Origin of the sequence: Pedobacter psychroterrae, from assembly GCF_004331695.1 — a bacterium.
GTDB lineage: Bacteria > Bacteroidota > Bacteroidia > Sphingobacteriales > Sphingobacteriaceae > Pedobacter > Pedobacter psychroterrae.
Map to the genome: position 1 here is coordinate 134,015 of NZ_SJSL01000006.1, position 17,999 is coordinate 152,013.

Consider the following 17,999-nt stretch of genomic DNA (forward strand, 5'->3'; position numbering starts at 1 on the left):
CTTAGGTTAAAATGTTAGGTCCAGACCAAAGTTTGACATTTTGGTCACCGGATATCCCAATGCATCATTGTTTTCCGGGTCAAGGTGGCCCAGTCTTAACTTATCCCAGGTGTAAAGATTCTGGGCGCTGACGTATAGACGTAACCTGCTCACTCCTATTGGCTTCAACAGGTTTGCCGGAAGCGTGTAGGCAAGCTCTATGTTTTTCAACCTGATAAATGAACGGTCCATAATGAAAAAATCATTTCCGGTATGATTGGTAGTGGTTCGTGTGCTCAGCGCAGGATAGGTAATTTCCTCACCAGCGGCATAACGCTCAGCAGTCCAGGCAGTTCTATGGTACGCAAAATAAGTTCCGCGGGTAATATTTTCGTATACACCCTGAGAAGAATAATTAGTTGAATATTTACCTACACCCTGGAAGAAAGTTGTAAAATCAAAATTCTTAAATGATAGGCCGAAGGTGAAACCATAGGTGACACCCGGAATGCTGGTAAAGCCGATTGGCGACTGGTCTTTATCGCTGATTACCCCATCACCATTCAAGTCCTGGTATTTTAAATCTCCGACTCTTGGGTCTCCAAAATCATATGTGGTGTTTGCCAGGTAGTCCTCCAGTTCCTGTTGCGAATTGAAATAGCCGTTTCCATTGCTATAGTCAACTTTATAGCCCCAAGCCTGACCCAGAGAAAAACCGGTGGAACGATACCTGTATGCATAAGTATCATCACGAGTGGATTCATCCAAGAACTTTACGGTGTTGCGGTTATAATTATAGTTACCTCTTAAATTAAGAGAAAGGCTTCTGCTAAGCGGTGTATTATAGCTAAGCTCAATCTCGTAACCTTTATTGTCTACCAGCCCCATATTTACTTTAGGCAAATTACCTAAGGGAACTCCCTGAAATTCGGGAACTGTGCCGCGCGTAATCAGGATATTGCTCCTTTGCTCAATGTAATGGTCAAAAGTAATTCCCAACTTACCGATCAACTGAAGATCGATGCCATAATTTTGTTTTTTCGCTACCTCCCAGGTGATGTTTGGATTGCCCAACAGACCCTGGTTGATCCCTCCGCCCAGGCTGCCCAACGGTCCGCCGCCCAACGTGATGTCACTTTGATATAGAAAACGGGAGTTTCCGGCAATTTGGTCGTTTCCTACCTTACCGTATGAGGCCCTGAATTTAAGATTGGTCAGCACATTGTTACCCTTCAAAAAGCTTTCGTTACTGACTACCCATCCAACTGACCCTGCGGGAAAAAATCCAAAACGCTTCTTAGGTGCAAACTGTTCTGAACCGTTATAGCCCATGTTGAGTTCAGCCAAATATCTGTTGTCATAAGCGTAGGTAGCACGGGCAGCTATGCCAAGTACATTAAAAGGAATCTGGCCCGAAGGAACTTCCCAATGGTCACGCTGGCCAAGTATCATACCACCCACATCGTGCTTTCCAAACGCCCTGTTATAATTAACAGAAGCCTGCATATTGATGTTATACCGGGAATCAACTCCCTTGGTAATGGCAAGAAGTGATTCGTCAGCACGTTTGATGGCATATGACATTTCATTGGTGAGCGGGTTTAATTCCGCCAGGTAAAGCACCTCTGATTTACTCCCCTGTTCTGCAGAAGTCGATTTAGCATCATATGAGATCATTCCTTTCAAACTAAGGCCTTTGGTAATTGAATTACCCAAATCCAGGTTCAGTCCGAAGGTAGAGTTCAGGTTAGACCTCATCTCATTGCGGTAGCCCATGCGGTTCATGATCTCAAAAGCAGAGCGGTCAAGATAACCAGGATCTACAATTAGTCCGGAAGGAACACCAAAACCATCAATGGTGGTTGGCCCGGGTGTAATCGGCAATACACTTTGCGCCTGATAAATCAGGTCGCGCATCATCCAGTTGGTATCTCCCCCATAGAGATTTGCAGATGGCATATTTACTTTTTCCAGGTAGCTGCCGATGTTTAAAAATGCTTTCAGTGCGCTGGTCACTTTGTAATCCAGGTTGGCCCGGAAATTATAGCGGTCCATCCATGATGAAGGGTCGTACCCAAGCTTTGATTTGGGTTCCGCTTTTAAATTTCCGCCCTGATGCAGGTATGCTGCATTCACGAAATAAGAAACACGTTCCGTACCACCACTTGCACTTGTATTGATCCTTGTTTGTGGTGAATAGCGCGCAATAAACTCCCGGTAGTAGTCATGGTCAGGAAACATATAGTTCCTGACTCTAGCCTTATTTTCATAGTCCGGATCGGCGGGATCCAATCCCGCAAGAGGATTTGCATACTTGTCTATGATTTCCTGCGTAAATGGCAGCGGTGAGATGTTGTCATTTTTGGACGCTTCATTTCTGAGGCCTATATAATCAAGTGAATGCAGACGCTCCGGCTCCCTGGTAAACGAAGAAAAACTCTGTTCGCCGTTGATGGTAAGTTCGGTTTTGCCCTGCTCCCCTCTTTTTGTCGTGATCAGGATTACCCCGTTTGCCCCTCTTACCCCAAACACTGCTGTGGCAGAAGCATCCTTAAGAACGGAAATGGAAGCCACCTCATTTGGATCAATGGTACGGATGTTATCCCGGGGCACTCCATCTATCAAAATAAGCGGACTTTTACCATTGGTGGTCGCAGCGCCGCGCAGGTACATGGTCGCATCATCCCTTCCAGGCTGGCCACCTCCTGACTGAATAGAGGTAAGCCCCGACAGGCGGCCTGCAAGCGAGTTGGCTATACTCGCAGAGGAACTCTGTTTAAGGTCTTTCGTGGTGATGGAAGAGACGGCGCCTGTCACCGATATTTTCTTTTGCTGACCGTAGCCTACTACTACAATCTCGTCTAGTTTATTGTCAGACGGCGTAAGGGTCAATGTAATTTCTGTGCGTCCGTTGACCCTTATAGTCTTCTGGATATATCCCACATAGGCAAACACCAACACTGCGTTAGCGGGTGCAGAGATGGTATATTGTCCATCTGTGTTGGTTTGTGTGCCGATCTTTGTGCCCTGGACAACGACTGTCGCACCTGGAACCGGAGCATTATCGACGGAGTCCGTGACCTTTCCTGTGATGGTAATTAAGTCCTGTGCCCGGACATGTAGTGAACAACAGACTAATAGCATTAGCATTGTTGTACAATACAACTTTGAATAAAGGTGTGATTGCCTCATTTTAGGGATTCATTTAAGTTTATAATTGGTTATTTAGTGGTTGCTCGTTTATTTCGATGTGTATTGAAAATTGAATCTCCCTGATGGGGCTACGTCTCCGTTAACCAGGAAATCCATGATATCACCTTCTTTTTGCATGTTATCGGACCATTTAAATTCAATGTCTAGGGGGCCTGCTATATTTAGTGCCTTAAGCGGTATTGCTATTTCAAGTTTGTTTTTTTCGTATTTAAAGTTTACCTCGGTTGGCTGGCCCCAACTCCAACCCGAAGCGGATCTTTCGAGGTACGACTTGCCATTGGGTGATTTTCTATTTACTACAAAATCATATCCTTCCCATCCGGTCGCTTTATTCCTATCTGTATCGATAAAAAGGTGCATCCATCCTGGGTCACTATCAGATGTAAGATCACCGGCAGTTTCTACGTAGAAGTAGAAAAACTGCTTATCGTGTGTGACTTTGGCATTAATGATATCATTCCGGCCAGTAGTATTGGTATAATGAGTTCCTGCAAACCCATCCGCATCGCGGTGCAGGGTATTGCCTTTATGCGACCTGAAGTCGGGAAGTACAGAGGCCCATTCTTCGAATTTGCCGTCAATTTTGATTGATTTAGGTTTAGATACTTTTTCAGGTGGGGGCATGCCTTTAAATTTGCGGACATTACTAATCAGTTGATAATAGTAATTGTCATTATGGCCACCTTTCATCGGTTCAATATCGCGGCTATGCTCTGTATCAAACTGATCCGGGAAAGCATTTTGCTGACCCATCCACTTATCAAATCTCCCGGCAATCCATTCATTCCAGCCGGTAACAAATACCAGTTCCACATTCTGCTTTAGCGCATGGTCCCACTGTTCCTGAAAGTTTAAACCAAATTGGTGGGCATCAGGACGTGTATCATGGCCGTTTTTATCCGTATAACTTCTTCCAAATGACCCCGGATAATTCATGGCGCTCAACCCATTTGCCTTGCTCCAGTTTTGTGATGTACCTACAGTCATCTGTTCGAAACTACCATCGGTGTTTTGGGCAAAACCATGCTGAGGGTGGATTTCTAACCATCCCCAATGATCTGGCCGCTCAGGACCTTTGTCGTATACAGGCTGTCCCGGTCGGAAGGTAAAAAAGTCTTTGATGTCCGGTGCAATATTGTCCGGATATGCCATTATTAGCGGCTTGCCTTCCCACATAAACCAAAGATCCTTATACAATCCGGGCTTATATAGATCGGTATAAACCTGATCCACCGCACTCTTGGTAGCAGGTGTAGGCCCAAAACCCATCATAAACGCAATTTGTGGAGTCTTGATGCCATTCTTTCTCGCTTCGGTAAATACCTCGCACAATTGCATGTATGCAGGTTTCCAGACAAGATCTCCGTTTGTACAGTCGAACATGATCATGTCAACTCCTGCATCAGCCAGCATTTCGGCATGCCTGTACAGGACCCATTTATCAAAATTGGTATAAAAGCCAAACAGTGGCTCATTCCAAAAATTCATTATTTTCTTAGGCCATACTGGATCGTTATAGTCATTGAGTGCATTAGGATACTTTTTTACAAATTCCGTGGTATTATTAGGACTGTTAGCAGCTTGATGGTAATGCCATGTCCAGTAAAACATACCGATGAGCTTACCTTTTTTAACATCACCCACTTCTTTGAATTCAGGGAGTTTTCTTCCCAGCGCATCAGTAGCGGGAAGATTTGCCGCATAGTTTGTCAAACTCTGGGCATGCGTGCAACTGGCAACAATAAAAAAAATCAAAAAACTGACATAGGGCTTCAGATTTGTACGTATCATGGGAGATTATATTTGGTGACTAAACCCAATATTATCTAAATTAAAATGTGTCGGCAACCTGTACTATTATGGTCGGCGACCTGTACTGTGCTGCCTTTGCACCTCAGAAAAGAAGTTTTTTCCTTTTTTTGGTATTGCTATTTGAACCTGATCGCTTTTAGCGGGCTGATCTTGCTGACCAGCATCGACGGCACTAGAAGTACTATGAGACAGATAAATACGGTGGCCACATTCAGCAAAAGCACGTCCGAAAAATGGAATTCAATGGGCACGTAAGAAAGGTAATAGGAGGTCTGGTCGAGTTTAAATATATGGGTATAATATTGAAGAAAACCGAGTCCAAGTCCCAATATATTTCCCAATACCAACCCTATCCCAACCAGATAAAATGCATTATAAAGGAAGATTTTCATTACACTGAGGTCTGTCATCCCAAAAGCCTTAAGCATACCGATCATATTGGTGCGCTCGAGGATCATGATCAGTAAAGCAGTGATCATGTTGATGACTCCTACTACCATCATCAGGATCAGTAAAACCCTTGTATTTACGTCAAGTAGCGAAAGCCAGGTAAATATTGCCGGAAAATAATCTTCTACAGATTCCGATTTCAGTTTGAGTTCAAGATCAGAATAGATACCGGTCGACACTTCCTTAAGTTTAGAAAAGTCTTTAATCCTGATCTCTATTCCGCCTATTTCATTGGCTTTCCAGTTGTTTAATCTTCTAATGATGTTAAGGTCACCTATTACAAAGTTTTTGTCAATTTCTTCTACTCCTATATTATAGATGCCGACTATTGTGAATTGCCTGGGTCGTGGTGGATCCTGCACAAAATGCATAATAAACCGGTCCCCAATCTTCAGGTTTAAGCGGTTAGCCGTAAATTGGGAGATCATAATCTGCTTGGTAGCCTTGGCACTGTCGGCAAAATCAATCACTGTTCCGCTGGCCAGGTGCTTGCGGATATAGTCCCAGTTGAACGTTTTATCGATCCCTTTAAAATTGATACCCTCTACTTCATCATTTACAGATATGATGGCTGGCTTAGTAGCATAGGGCTGAAAATATTCCACATCAGGATTATTTTTAAGGCCTGCTATGGTTTCCTTTGCTGGTACAAAGGGTGATAGTTCGAAAGAATTATTAAGGTCAAATTTAAAGACCCGGACATCACCTATAAATCCCCTCACCTTTTCACGGATCTCAGTCTTGAAGCCTTTAATAATGGCTACAGAAAGCATCATAACGGCCAGACTAAGCATCACGCCAGCTATCGCAATGCGAACGATCAGTTTAGAAAATGTACGCTCGGATTTTACCGCTATACGGCCCGCTATAAAATATTCTGTATTCAATCCTGTACTTTAATTGTAAAATACAAAAGTACCATAATCCACCCTTGCATGAAGATAAAATGCAAATATTATTTAACAGGCACGATACGATCCACTCTACTTATTTTTTGAAAATGCTTAGATCCCATTTATCCCTCCAGGAGATTTCCATATCATCGCCCTTAAATGTAATAGGCAGCCATAAATAACGCCCATCTATTGGATTTTCAGGTTTCCATTTATCTGCCATAAAAATAAACGCGTCTTTCTTGCCCTGGATGGGCAGTACATGCGTGCTTTGACCACCGTAAGTTAGGTTGCTTCCCTCGCCTATACATGGATTGCCTTTGTATTGCCATTTTCCCCATATTGAGTCAGAAACAAACCAGCGTGCGGGATTTGGGTCCCAGCCTGTACATCCGGATCCGACCATATAATATTTACCATTTCTTTTAAATAAAGCCGGTGCTTCGGTTTGAAAGCCAACCTGCATACGAATAAATTTTCCGGTATGTGAAGCATAATCTGAGGACAGTTCTGCGATGTTTAATGTGAAATTTTCTTCTGCTGCAAAAACGTGATATGCCTTACCGTCATCATCTACAAACACAGTCATATCTCTTGCCATTTGACCGCCTGGTAAGTCTCTGCAGAAATAACCGTCATAAGTGTTTGCCGGCTGCTCACAATTTACTTTTTCGCTTTCCTTTACATCTGCGGTATAAAATGGCAATTGAGCAGCATTTGGCCGATAGCTTTTAATGAAAGTATAGGGACCTGTGATTTGATCTGAAGTGGCGACTCCTGCTCTAGCTGCTTTGTAACCTTGTCCTTTAAGTTCCAGGTGGAACCACATGACAAATTTCTTTGTTTTTGCATTGTATACCACTTTTGGGCGTTCGATGACGCTTCCTTTTACAATATCACTATTCGCATCTTCCGAAACCTTCAGCGCTACACCCTCGTCCTTCCAGTTGTATAAATCTTTTGAGGAATAAGTATGAACTCCTACCTGAGCGGTATTCCCTATTCGACCTATTACCTTGTGCTCTCCAAACCAGTAGTAAGTACCTTTGTGATACAGGATGCCGCCACCGTGAGCATTGATATGGACACCTTTGTCATCCTTCCAAACTTGCCCGGGTTCGAAGGCACTGTTGCCCGTTTGCGCAAAGGTATTTGTATTAAGCCCGATTAAAATTAGAAATAAGAACAACGCTGAGTTGGTAAGTTTGGTCATGTTCATAACTCAAATATAAATTAAAAAGATTAAACAGGCCGGACGACTGTCCAATCTGAGCGTATCAAGTGTGATTATTATTTAACAGGTACAATACCCTGCTTTACAGCGTAGAGAACGAGTCCCACAATGTTTTTTGATCCGATCTTTTCAAACAGCTTGGTCCTGTACCCTTCTACCGTTCTTACGCTGAGGCACAGCTTATCGGCTATTTCCACATTTGATCTTTCTTCGCAGATCAGCTTGAGGACATCTATCTCCCTTTCGTTGAGTACGGCCTCACTTTGCGATGACGATGATGGCTGCAAGCCCAGCAGGTCCTTCATTAAAGTACCAGACATTGGCTGATTAAAGTAAAAACCGGTATGATATACCGTATTAATGGCTTGAATGATTTCTTTAGGCTCAGCATTTTTTAGCAGATAGCCATTTGCTCCGGCCTTCATCATATCTATGATATATTTATTTTCATGATACATGGAAATCACCAGGATCTTTATGTCTTCAAAGTGCTCACGGATGTAAAGGGTGGTCTGCAAACCATCCATATCAGGCATTTTGATATCCATCAGGATCAGGTCCGGTTTTTCGGTCGCTATCTGTTCAATGAGTTCAGTGCCGCTACCTGCTTCCAGCACCACATTAAACTCGTCAACATCCTTTAATACAGCAATTAAGCCTGTCCTAAAGATTTTATGGTCATCAGCTATCGCGATTCTTATAGGCATACTAGATAGGGATATGTCTTATGTAGCGAATATACTCTGATTCTGCAAAACTATCAAATTTTCAGGGTGATAAATGCAGCTGTTCCCTTTCCGGGTTCGGAGGTAATCTCCAGTTCCCCTTTGATGAGCTGCATCCTGCTCTGCATGTTTTTAAGCCCGAAACCCGGCTTTGCTTCATTTTTATTAAATCCAATGCCGTTGTCTTTAAAGTAAATCTCCAGACCTCCTTCCTGCCTGATCAGTGAAACCTTAATTTCAGAAGCCTGGGCGTGCTTAGTGGCGTTTCCAAACAATTCCTGTACAATGCGGTACAATGTTACCTCTATGATGGGCTCATAACGCCCGGGCAGTGCATCTATTTTACATTCAACTTGAATGCCCGTAGCAGATTGCATTTTTGCACACAGATCGGCAAGTGCTTCTCCGAGACCGAAATCGGTAAGCAGCGGAGGCAGCACATTTTGGATGATGTTCCTTATCTCCAGGATACATTCCTCGGCGAGTGCCCTCGTATCTTCTATTACAGGACTCATCGTGTTGTTCTCAGCACCCAGGGTATTGAGGCGGTAAAGATTTAGCTTAATGGCCGATAATACCTGCCCTACACTGTCATGAAGATCTTCGGAAAGTCGCTTCCGTTCAGATTCCTGCGTTTCAAATACAGCGTTCAGCAGTTCCCGCTGCTTTTCTTTTTGCAGTTTCTGAATCGCCACCTGGTTGGTCAGCATCTTGCGCTGGTAAATGATCACAAAAAAGAACAGGAATACAACCAGTATCACTACCACCAGGGTGCCTATTATCAAGACATTTGTTATGTTGTTTTCTGAGGTCTGCAAAGTAATCCTATAGCGTAAAGTAAGTTAGCAATTAAGTTTGAAACCGAATGAATAACCCAGAAATTCTGGATATGTTCCGTCAGGATACGGCTGAAGAGCATGAATAAAAAGATGTTGACAGAAAAATAAATGAGTACGCCGGAGTTGATCCAGAAGAGTGCCTGTTTTTCAATGTGTATAAATTCCTGACGCGTTAGCAACTGATAAAAGTAAAGTAGCGCCAGTATGATCAGGTAAATGCTTTCCGCCGTATTTGATATAGAAGGATAGGCAAAAATGCCGTCCCCTCCCACAGCATTGAACAATACTACGATCAGGGTAATGGCACCGAGGATGACAGTGATTTTTTTTAAAGCAGGACTGTAAAACGCTACAAAATATATCCAGGTGAAAAAGCAGGTACTGAGCGCAATAAAAAGATGCAAAATGGGCGCATTGTTACTCAGCCCAAATTGCATGACCAATACCAGTAGCAGATCAAACATTGCGGAAAGCACAAAAAAAGCTGCAGCAATTTTTAGTACGTCGTTCAAATACAGCCTGTTTTTGACAGCAGCAATAACCGGAAAGATGGCCGATATAATGGAAATATTGTTTAATAAAACTGATGCTGTCATTTTGCTGCTATAAATATGATGACTACTTTTCTTCTGTCAGCTCATTTTTTGGACATCCTGGTGCACCCGGGCATGGCAAAGCCTGCTGTGCCAGCATAAACATTTGCGGGGTGCCTGGCAATTGGTCAGTGCCATCCTGAGAAGCGCCGGAAAGGATCAAATGCTTCTCACCTACTGCCCCTGCCCATTTACGCAGACAGTTGATGATCCAGTAGATAAAGCGCTGCCATGCAGTAAGGGACAGGCTGTTTGAATAATAAATGCGGATGCCCATATTGCCTTCCTGATTCATCAGCTGCTGCAGGATCTCTTTTCCGAAGAAATGGGATACGGTCTCATTGGGGTGCATCCGACGATAGTTTTTAGTCCATTGTGAAGCGGTTTCCAGGTCCATGGGATCGCCTTCACGGCCGGTGATAGGGAATTGATTCTTTTCTGAGATCATCATACAAATAGGTTTAAGTATCAAAAATAAGTTTATTATCAGTTTCTTTTATTGGTTTTTACCGATTACGTACTGGCACTCAGCATTTACCGTGACAGCACTTACTAAAAATACGTAAACACACCGGCGCAAAATCCGTGCTTCCTACCTTGATGCCGCACCCGTAAACTTGCAATTTTGATTTGTCACATAAAGACATAATCAATCATCCCTATTGTAATCATCCCTAATTGTAGAAACAATGAACAATGCATCAGATAATAAATCAGCAGAACAGTTTTTAAATACTGAAGGCGGTAAAACCAAATCAAATGCCATTGAAGTTCCTTCGGTAACATTGCCAAAGGGAGGCGGGGCACTAAAAGGCATTGACGAGAAATTTTCTGTTAATGCAGTAAATGGTACTTCTTCTTTTAATTTCCAGCTCCCAGTGGGCAGTCCCAGAGGGGCAACACCTGCTTTAACCGTGTCTTACAGTTCGGGTGCAGGAAATGGCATCTTCGGACTTGGCTGGAACCTTGGCCTTTCCTCTGTAAAACGTAAAACTGATAAAGGCCTGCCACATTATCTTGACAGCATTGATTCAGATACCTTTCTGCTGTCTGATGCCGAAGACCTGGTACCTGAATTTAAGAAGGAGGCCGATGGCAGCTTTTCAGTAGATGCAGCAGGTGAATATATCATCCATGAAAAAGATGCTGCTGACGGATTGCATACCATCAGGTGTTACAGGCCACGCATAGAAGGATCCTTTGCCAGGATAGAACGCTGGACTGAAAAGGCAGGTGGAATTATAAAATGGAGGATCAGCAGCAAAGAGAACCTGACCACCCTATACGGATGGACAGCAGATTCGGTACTGACCGATCCGAAAGACAGCACTAAGATCTTTGAATGGCTGCCGGAATTTATGTTTGACGACAGGGGAAATTGCTGCCGTTACCTGTATAAGAAAGAAGATGATGCTGGCTTTGATCATAGCCTGCTCCACCATAAGAACCGTTTCAAAAACGGCGGCATTACCTATGCGAATGTATATTTAGAAAAAGTACTTTACGGCAATAAAACCCCATACACTGCCTTTGGGGACACCTATCCGGAGGAAGATAATTTCCTGTTTTCTACCCTGTTTGATTATGGAGAATACGCCGCTGAAGCACCATATAACAAAGTGCAGGACTGGGCATTCAGGCCTGATGCATTTTCAGATTACCGTGCCGGCTTTGAAAAAAGGACTACCCGGTTGTGCAAAAGGGTAATGCTGCTCCATCATTTTACAGGTGAAGGAGAATATGAAGGATTGGTAAAATCCCTTGACTTTACTCATGCAGCTGATCCACAAGCAGATTTCACTTACCTGACTGCAATTACTTCTATTGGATATATCAAAAATGAAGAAGGCAGTTATGCGCAAAAGGCACTTCCATCGATGGAATTTGCCTATCAGCCGCATGACTGGAACAGGGAGATCAGGTCTGTGGCGACCAAAGATCTCGTACATGCTCCTGTGGGCCTGGACGAACAGCAATACCAGTTTACTGACCTATACAACGAGGGGCTTTCTGGCCTGTTAACAGAGCAGGCAAATGGTTGGTATTACAAACACAACCTGGGCAACGGTGAATTTGCACAGGCAAAACTGGTTACTCCTAAACCATCTTTTACAGGATTGAAGCAACAATTACAACTCACTGACCTTGATGCAGACGGCGGCAAGCAACTGGCAAATTTCGGCTCGGAACCAAAAGGATTTTTCGAACTGGATGATGACAATGAATGGCAACCGTTCCGCTCCTTTAGCGAAGTATTGAACGCAAATCCCGGCGATCCGAACACCCGCATGCTGGACCTGGATGGGGATGGAAAGGCGGATATGCTCATCACAGAAGACCAGGTGTTTACCTGGTACCCCTCCATCGGAAGAGCGGGTTATGGTCCGGCTATCAGAACCCCAAAACCCTTTGATGAAGAAGCAGGCCCGCATATGGTTTTTTCAGAGCCAACACAGACGATATTTTTGGCGGACATGTCGGGTGATGGTCTGACCGACCTGGTAAGGATCAGGAACGGTGAGACGTGCTACTGGCCAAATTTAGGATACGGAAGGTTTGGCGCAAAAGTAGCGATCGACAATTCCCCTGTGTTTGACCACCAGGAGGCATTCAATCCTAACTATATAAAAATAGCAGATATCGATGGATCGGGCACCTCAGATATTATTTATCTTGGAAGGAATAAATTTACCTGTTATAAAAATCTGAGTGGCAACAGGTTTAGCAACACCCCGTTTGAGATACCTGCCTTCCCGCAAATTAATGGGCAGACAAAAGTGACTGTAACTGACCTGCTGGGCAATGGTGTGTCTTGTATTGTCTGGTCTAGTCCCCTTACCAAAGATACCGCAGCCCCCCTCAGGTACATCGACCTGATGAACAGCAAAAAGCCACACATACTGGTTTCTTATAAGAACAATATGGGCAAGGAAACCAGCCTTGAATACAGTGCCTCTACCCGGTTCTACCTGGAGGACAAACTGGCCGGCAATCCCTGGGTTACCAAATTGCATTTCCCGGTGCATTGCGTAGTCAAGACCACTACTATTGATAAAGTCAGCGGTCATCAGTTTGTATCCGGATACCGTTACCATCATGGATATTACGACCATGAAGAAGGGGAATTCAGGGGATTTGGAATGGTGGAGCAGACTGATACCGAAACCTTTGAACACTGGAAAAAGAGCGGGGCGACAAACATTACAGACGCAACACTGCATCAGGAACCTGTTGTGTCAAAAACCTGGCAGCATACAGGGGCTTTTTTGAGGAAAGAAAAGATACTGAACCAGTTCAGGGCGGATTACTGGTACGCAGAAATGGAGCGGCAGGGTTTTGCAGTAAGCCATCCTGAGGTGGAATTGCCTGATGAACTGCCTCAAAACCTGTCAGACCAGGAACTCCGGGAAGCATTAAGGGCCTGCAAAGGGATGACCCTTCGTGCAGAAACCTTTGCGCTAGATGCGGTAAAGTTTGGAAATACGGAAGTGTCAAGGATCAGGGAACTGACCCCGTATTCTGTAGCCACCCACAATTGCTTTATTGAAATGCTGCAGCCTAAAGGAAAAAACAAGCATGCTGTGTTTATGGTAAAAGAAAGCGAAGCCCTTACCTATAGTTATGAAAGAAACGCAGCAGATCCCCGGATTGCGCACAACCTGAACATCAAACTGGATGAATACGGTAATGTGCTGGAGTCTGCTTCGGTAGTATACCCCAGACTGGTTGCAGATACTTCAATCCCTTTGGCAACACAATCGGAACAAAGCAAGACGGTGATTACTTATACCGAAAGCCACTATACAAATGACGTGATATCTGCCGGTGCTTACCGTTTAAGGTTGCCTTCGGAGGTAAAAACTTTCGAACTCAAAGGACTTGCCAGGGCCGGTAGTTTTTACGGGCCTGCAGATTTTAAAAACATTCTTACTGACGGCAAATCTGACCTGGCCTTATATCATGAAATGAATAAGCCTTTGATAGCCGGAAAGGCACAAAGAAGGTTAATAGAGCATATTTGCTCTGTTTATTACAACAGCGGACTGACGGCAGCCCTACCACTGCATCAGTTATCGGCCAGGGCCATACCTTACGAGCGATATCAGCTGGCTTATACACCACAACTACTTACTGATATCTATGCATCGAAGGCCAATAATGCCGCACTGGCAGCGTTGATGACAGAAGGCAAATTTAGCCATGCCATAGATGCGGCAGGCAATGAGGATTCGAACTGGTGGCAGCGGTCGGGCATTACACAGTTTGTGCTAAGCGGTGAAACTACAGCCGATGCACAAGCCCGCTTTTTTACACCAATGGCCTATACAGATCCATATGGCGCTACCACAACGGTGGCGTATGAAAGCTATTATTTAATGATGCAGCAAACCCTGAATGCACTGGGAAATACATCCAGCGTAGCGCGTTTCAATTTCCGAACCTTAGCTCCTGTAAAGATCAGGGACATTAACGGTAATTTTTCGGAGGTAGTCCATGACGAACTGGGTATGGTAAAAGCCGTGGCGCTGATGGGCAAAGGGGACGAAGCAGATCTGCTGACGGGATTCACAGAGATCAGCAGCGCGGCTGAAGCCGCTGAAGTGCAAAACTTTCTGAATGCCCCTGATTCCCTACAGTTGACCAGCGCCGCCAAAAACCTGCTAAGGGGTGCCACCTCACGCTTTGTATATGATTTTGAAGTATACAAAAACACTGGTAGGCCGGCTGTTGTGGCCGCAATCCTCAGAGAGGAACATTTCAAAAAAGCACCTGACTCTGCCGTTCAGATCAGCTTTGAATACTCCGGCGGAACAGGTGAGATTGTGATGAAAAAAGTACAGGCAGAACCCGGAAAGGCTAAAAATGTAAATGTTAATCCCGATGGGAGTATATCCGTAGCTGAGATAGACACATCCACCTTTACACCGGCACAGCTTCGCTGGATAGGAAACGGGCGCACCATTAAAAACAACAAGGGCAATCCTGTGAAGCAGTATGAATCCTATTTCTCGGTCAGCCATCGCTATGAGAACTTCAAGGAATTGGTAGAAACCGGGGTAAGCCCGGTAATGTACTATGACGGCGCGGGCAGACTGGTAAAAACAGCGATGCCCGACGGTACCTTTTCTGAAATACTGTTTGACTCCTGGAAAAAAACTGTTAACGATGCCAATGATACCGTAATGAGGAGCGACTGGTACCTGAAACGGACAGACAATACCAGATCCGACTTTATAAATGATCCTAAAGAACAGCTGGCCGCAGCAAAGGCCGCTAAGCATGACAGCACTCCCAATGTACTGCATTTTGATACACTTGGCAAGGCTATTTTATCGGTAGAACACAACAGGAAGCTTACAGATAATTCTGATGAGTACTATCACACAACGGCAAACCTGGATGTCGAAGGAAATTTAAGAAAAGTGATGGATGACAGGGGCAATACCGTTATGGAGTACAAATATGATATGCTGGGTAATAAAGTCTATCAAAAAAGCATGGATGCCGGACAACGATGGCTGCTGCTCAATGTTACTGGCGGCCCATTGCGCACCTGGGATGAGCGTAACCATGAGTTTCAATATACCTATGATCTTTTGCAGCGCCCTTTAACCAGCAAAGTGACTGGCGGAGATGGAACGGCCACCCTTGACCATGTTGTAAACAAGGTGATCTATGGAGAAAGCCTGTTATTGCCGGGAAGAGCCAATGAAGCTGCCCTCCAGGCAAGAAATATACTTGGAAATCCTATTGAGCATTACGATACCGGTGGCCTGACCGAAAGTCCTGACTACGACTTTAAATCCAAGCCCCTCGCTACCACAAGAAGGCTATTTAAAAAATATAAAGAGCTGCCCAACTGGATCAATGCAAACCTGCTGAGCGACCTGGAAACCGACACCTTCATTTATGCCACTACCAATGATGCAATGGGCAGGATTAGCAGACAGGAGACCCCTGACGGCAGCATTATTAACCCAGTTTATAATGAAGCCGGACTCTTCAGCGGTGAATCGATATTGCATCCGGGCGCAGCAGCAGAACGTATTTACATTAAAGACATAAATTACAATGAAAAAGGCCAGCGTGAGAAGATCATTTATGGCAATGATGTAATTACCCGTTACTATTACGACAAGGAAACCTTCCGGTTAAAACGACTGGAAAGCAAACGTCAGAACAATGACCCGCTTCAGGACTGGCATTATACTTTTGATGCAGTAGGCAATATCACAGCTATAGAGGATAAGAATGTGCCTGTCGTATTCTTCAGCAACCAAAAAGTAGCTGCCATTTCTGAATACACCTATGATGCCCTTTACCGGCTGGCGGAAGCTTCAGGCCGTGAAAATACATCATCCATGACCTTTTCAGCCAAAGACAACTGGAATGACATCCAGTTCATGCAGCAACTGAATCCCGGTGATCCAATGTCGGTGCGCAGCTATATACAAAGCTATCAATACGATCACGTCGGGAATATTTTAGAGATGAAACACCTTGCTACTGGAAATAACTGGACCAGGGCCTATACCTATGAAACTGCCAATAACCGTTTAAAAAGTACACAGCTGGGTAGTAATACCTATCAGTATGCTACCCACCTGCAACATGGCTTTATTACAGAAATGCCTCATCTGGAGGATATGGGCTGGAATTTTAAAGAAGAGCTGGTAAAGACCATCCGGCAAAAAAGAACGGATGGGGGCACTGCCGAGATTACCTATTACCAGTACGACAGCGCGGGTCAACGTATCCGCAAGATCACGGAAAATCAGGCTGCACCGGGCATTGTTCCTGATAAAAAAGAAGAAAGAATCTACATAGCCGGATACGAATTGTATAAAAAGCACAGTGGGACGAATGCGGGACTGGAACGTGTAAGTCTCAGTCTGATAGACCAGGGCCAACGCTTTGTAACGGTAGAGACACGCAACCAGATAGATGATGGTACCGAAAAGGAACTGGTCAGGTACAAATTACATAATCACCTGGGTTCAGCGGGGCTGGAACTGGATCTCAATGCTCAGGTAATCACTTACGAAGAATATCACCCATTTGGGACTACCGCCTTTCAGGCAAAAAACAGTGCTATAAAATCTACTGCCAAACAGTACCGCTTTATAGGAATGGAAAGGGATGAGGAGACGGGATTGGAATACCATAGTGCCAGATATTACCTATCGTGGCTGGGCCGATGGTGCAGTAGTGACCCTATAGGTATTGGTGATGGGATAAATTTATATGCCTATACAAAAAACAACCCCATCATACTGACCGACAAAAGCGGACATCAGGCCATGCCAACAGATCTCAATGACACAAACCCCAATAACCCTTTAAATTATGTGTCTTATCGCGATTTCGCAAGCTCTGCTACAGGCCCTTATAATGAACAGGGATTGAGAAGTTTGTGGAATACGGCGCATCCTGACGACACTGTCCGTAATCCTAACATTTATACTATTAACAGGGAAACCGGAAGAGCAGATAGAACAACCTATGAAAGTGCCAGATCCAGCTTGGGCCAGACGGAAGCACAATTTGAAAGAGCAATAGGATCTGGCGAAGCACTGATATCGCGAAACGGGAGGTTAAGCATAACAACGCAAAGAACAGTTAATCAGATAAATGACCCTTCCTCCGCTCCTGACCTAATGGAATTTGGCATCAGAATGCTTCAACGTGACACCGCACGATACCGGGGATCGTTTCCCGCTGACTACAATGTTACATTCGGGAGAGCAGTGGTGAATGAAAGCATAAGGTTGAATGGTGCAGACGACGGGGTAGAACTTGCAGGGGAAGTATTTGGTTCTGAAGACCATACTCAGGGAATGGCCGCTTTACATCTATATGAAGCACTAGCCAGGAATGGTGAACATACGGGGTTTGATAAAGTGCAGCATTTTGTGGCATCTGCAGTTTCGGAATTTGAGAATACCAGTCTTGGAACCGACATCAGACAATACGGGAAGGAAATTATTTATGATGAAATCCCAAGTTGGTTTTCAAGCGATGTAGGATACGATTCATATGACATGCTGGCCAACAACCGCGGACAGGCATTTGGTGCTGAATTATTTACACAACATCATCCCACTTTAGATGCCATTTTAAATCCGGCAGCTACCACTGTCAGAACAATTAATGAAGTAGAAAGAAGCTGGACCCAGGGGATTTACAGGCTTTATATGCCTAGTTTTTAACGAAAGGGGTAGCACTACGGTAAAAAAGACAACCTATTTAAACTATAAAAC

At 44.4% G+C, this 17,999-nt stretch carries 9 protein-coding genes; 1 reads left to right on the forward strand and 8 read right to left on the reverse strand.

Annotated elements, in window-relative coordinates; translation table 11 throughout:
- Window positions 1-6: 6 nt before the first annotated feature.
- The 8 genes from EZ437_RS17855 to EZ437_RS17890 all read right to left on the reverse strand — a co-directional run bounded on the left by EZ437_RS17855 (window position 7) and on the right by EZ437_RS17890 (window position 10,189).
- A complete protein-coding gene (locus EZ437_RS17855; protein ID WP_205942747.1) occupies window positions 7-3,123 on the reverse strand; it encodes a SusC/RagA family TonB-linked outer membrane protein in 3,117 nt (1,038 codons plus the stop codon).
- A 96-nt stretch (window positions 3,124-3,219) separates the two neighbouring features.
- Window positions 3,220-4,983: a hypothetical protein gene (locus EZ437_RS17860; protein ID WP_205942748.1), complete on the reverse strand. Its 1,764-nt coding sequence runs from the start codon at window positions 4,981-4,983 to the stop codon at window positions 3,220-3,222.
- Between the two features lie 137 nt (window positions 4,984-5,120).
- Complete coding sequence (locus EZ437_RS17865; protein ID WP_131597430.1) at window positions 5,121-6,341, reverse strand: ABC transporter permease; 1,221 nt, start codon at window positions 6,339-6,341, stop codon at window positions 5,121-5,123.
- 100 nt (window positions 6,342-6,441) lie between these two features.
- On the reverse strand, window positions 6,442-7,566 hold the full coding sequence (locus EZ437_RS17870; RefSeq protein WP_131597431.1) for a glycoside hydrolase family 43 protein: 1,125 nt from the start codon (window positions 7,564-7,566) through the stop codon (window positions 6,442-6,444).
- Between the two features lie 71 nt (window positions 7,567-7,637).
- Window positions 7,638-8,288, reverse strand: a complete 651-nt coding sequence (locus tag EZ437_RS17875) for a response regulator transcription factor (protein ID WP_131597432.1) — start codon at window positions 8,286-8,288, stop codon at window positions 7,638-7,640.
- Window positions 8,289-8,341: 53 nt separating this feature from the next.
- Entirely contained in the window at window positions 8,342-9,091 is a 750-nt protein-coding gene (locus EZ437_RS17880) for a sensor histidine kinase (RefSeq protein ID WP_131597433.1), read from the reverse strand.
- Window positions 9,092-9,099: 8 nt separating this feature from the next.
- Window positions 9,100-9,741 carry a hypothetical protein gene (locus tag EZ437_RS17885; RefSeq protein WP_131597434.1) on the reverse strand — a complete coding sequence of 214 codons (642 nt, stop codon included), beginning with the start codon at window positions 9,739-9,741 and terminating at the stop codon, window positions 9,100-9,102.
- Between the two features lie 22 nt (window positions 9,742-9,763).
- The gene (locus EZ437_RS17890) at window positions 9,764-10,189 is read right to left on the reverse strand and encodes a hypothetical protein (RefSeq protein WP_131597435.1); all 426 of its coding nucleotides are present in this window, start codon (window positions 10,187-10,189) and stop codon (window positions 9,764-9,766) included.
- Between the two features lie 238 nt (window positions 10,190-10,427).
- Between EZ437_RS17890 and EZ437_RS17895 the strand changes: the two genes are divergently transcribed.
- Window positions 10,428-17,948 carry a SpvB/TcaC N-terminal domain-containing protein gene (locus EZ437_RS17895; protein ID WP_131597436.1) on the forward strand — a complete coding sequence of 2,507 codons (7,521 nt, stop codon included), beginning with the start codon at window positions 10,428-10,430 and terminating at the stop codon, window positions 17,946-17,948.
- Window positions 17,949-17,999 lie beyond the last annotated feature (51 nt).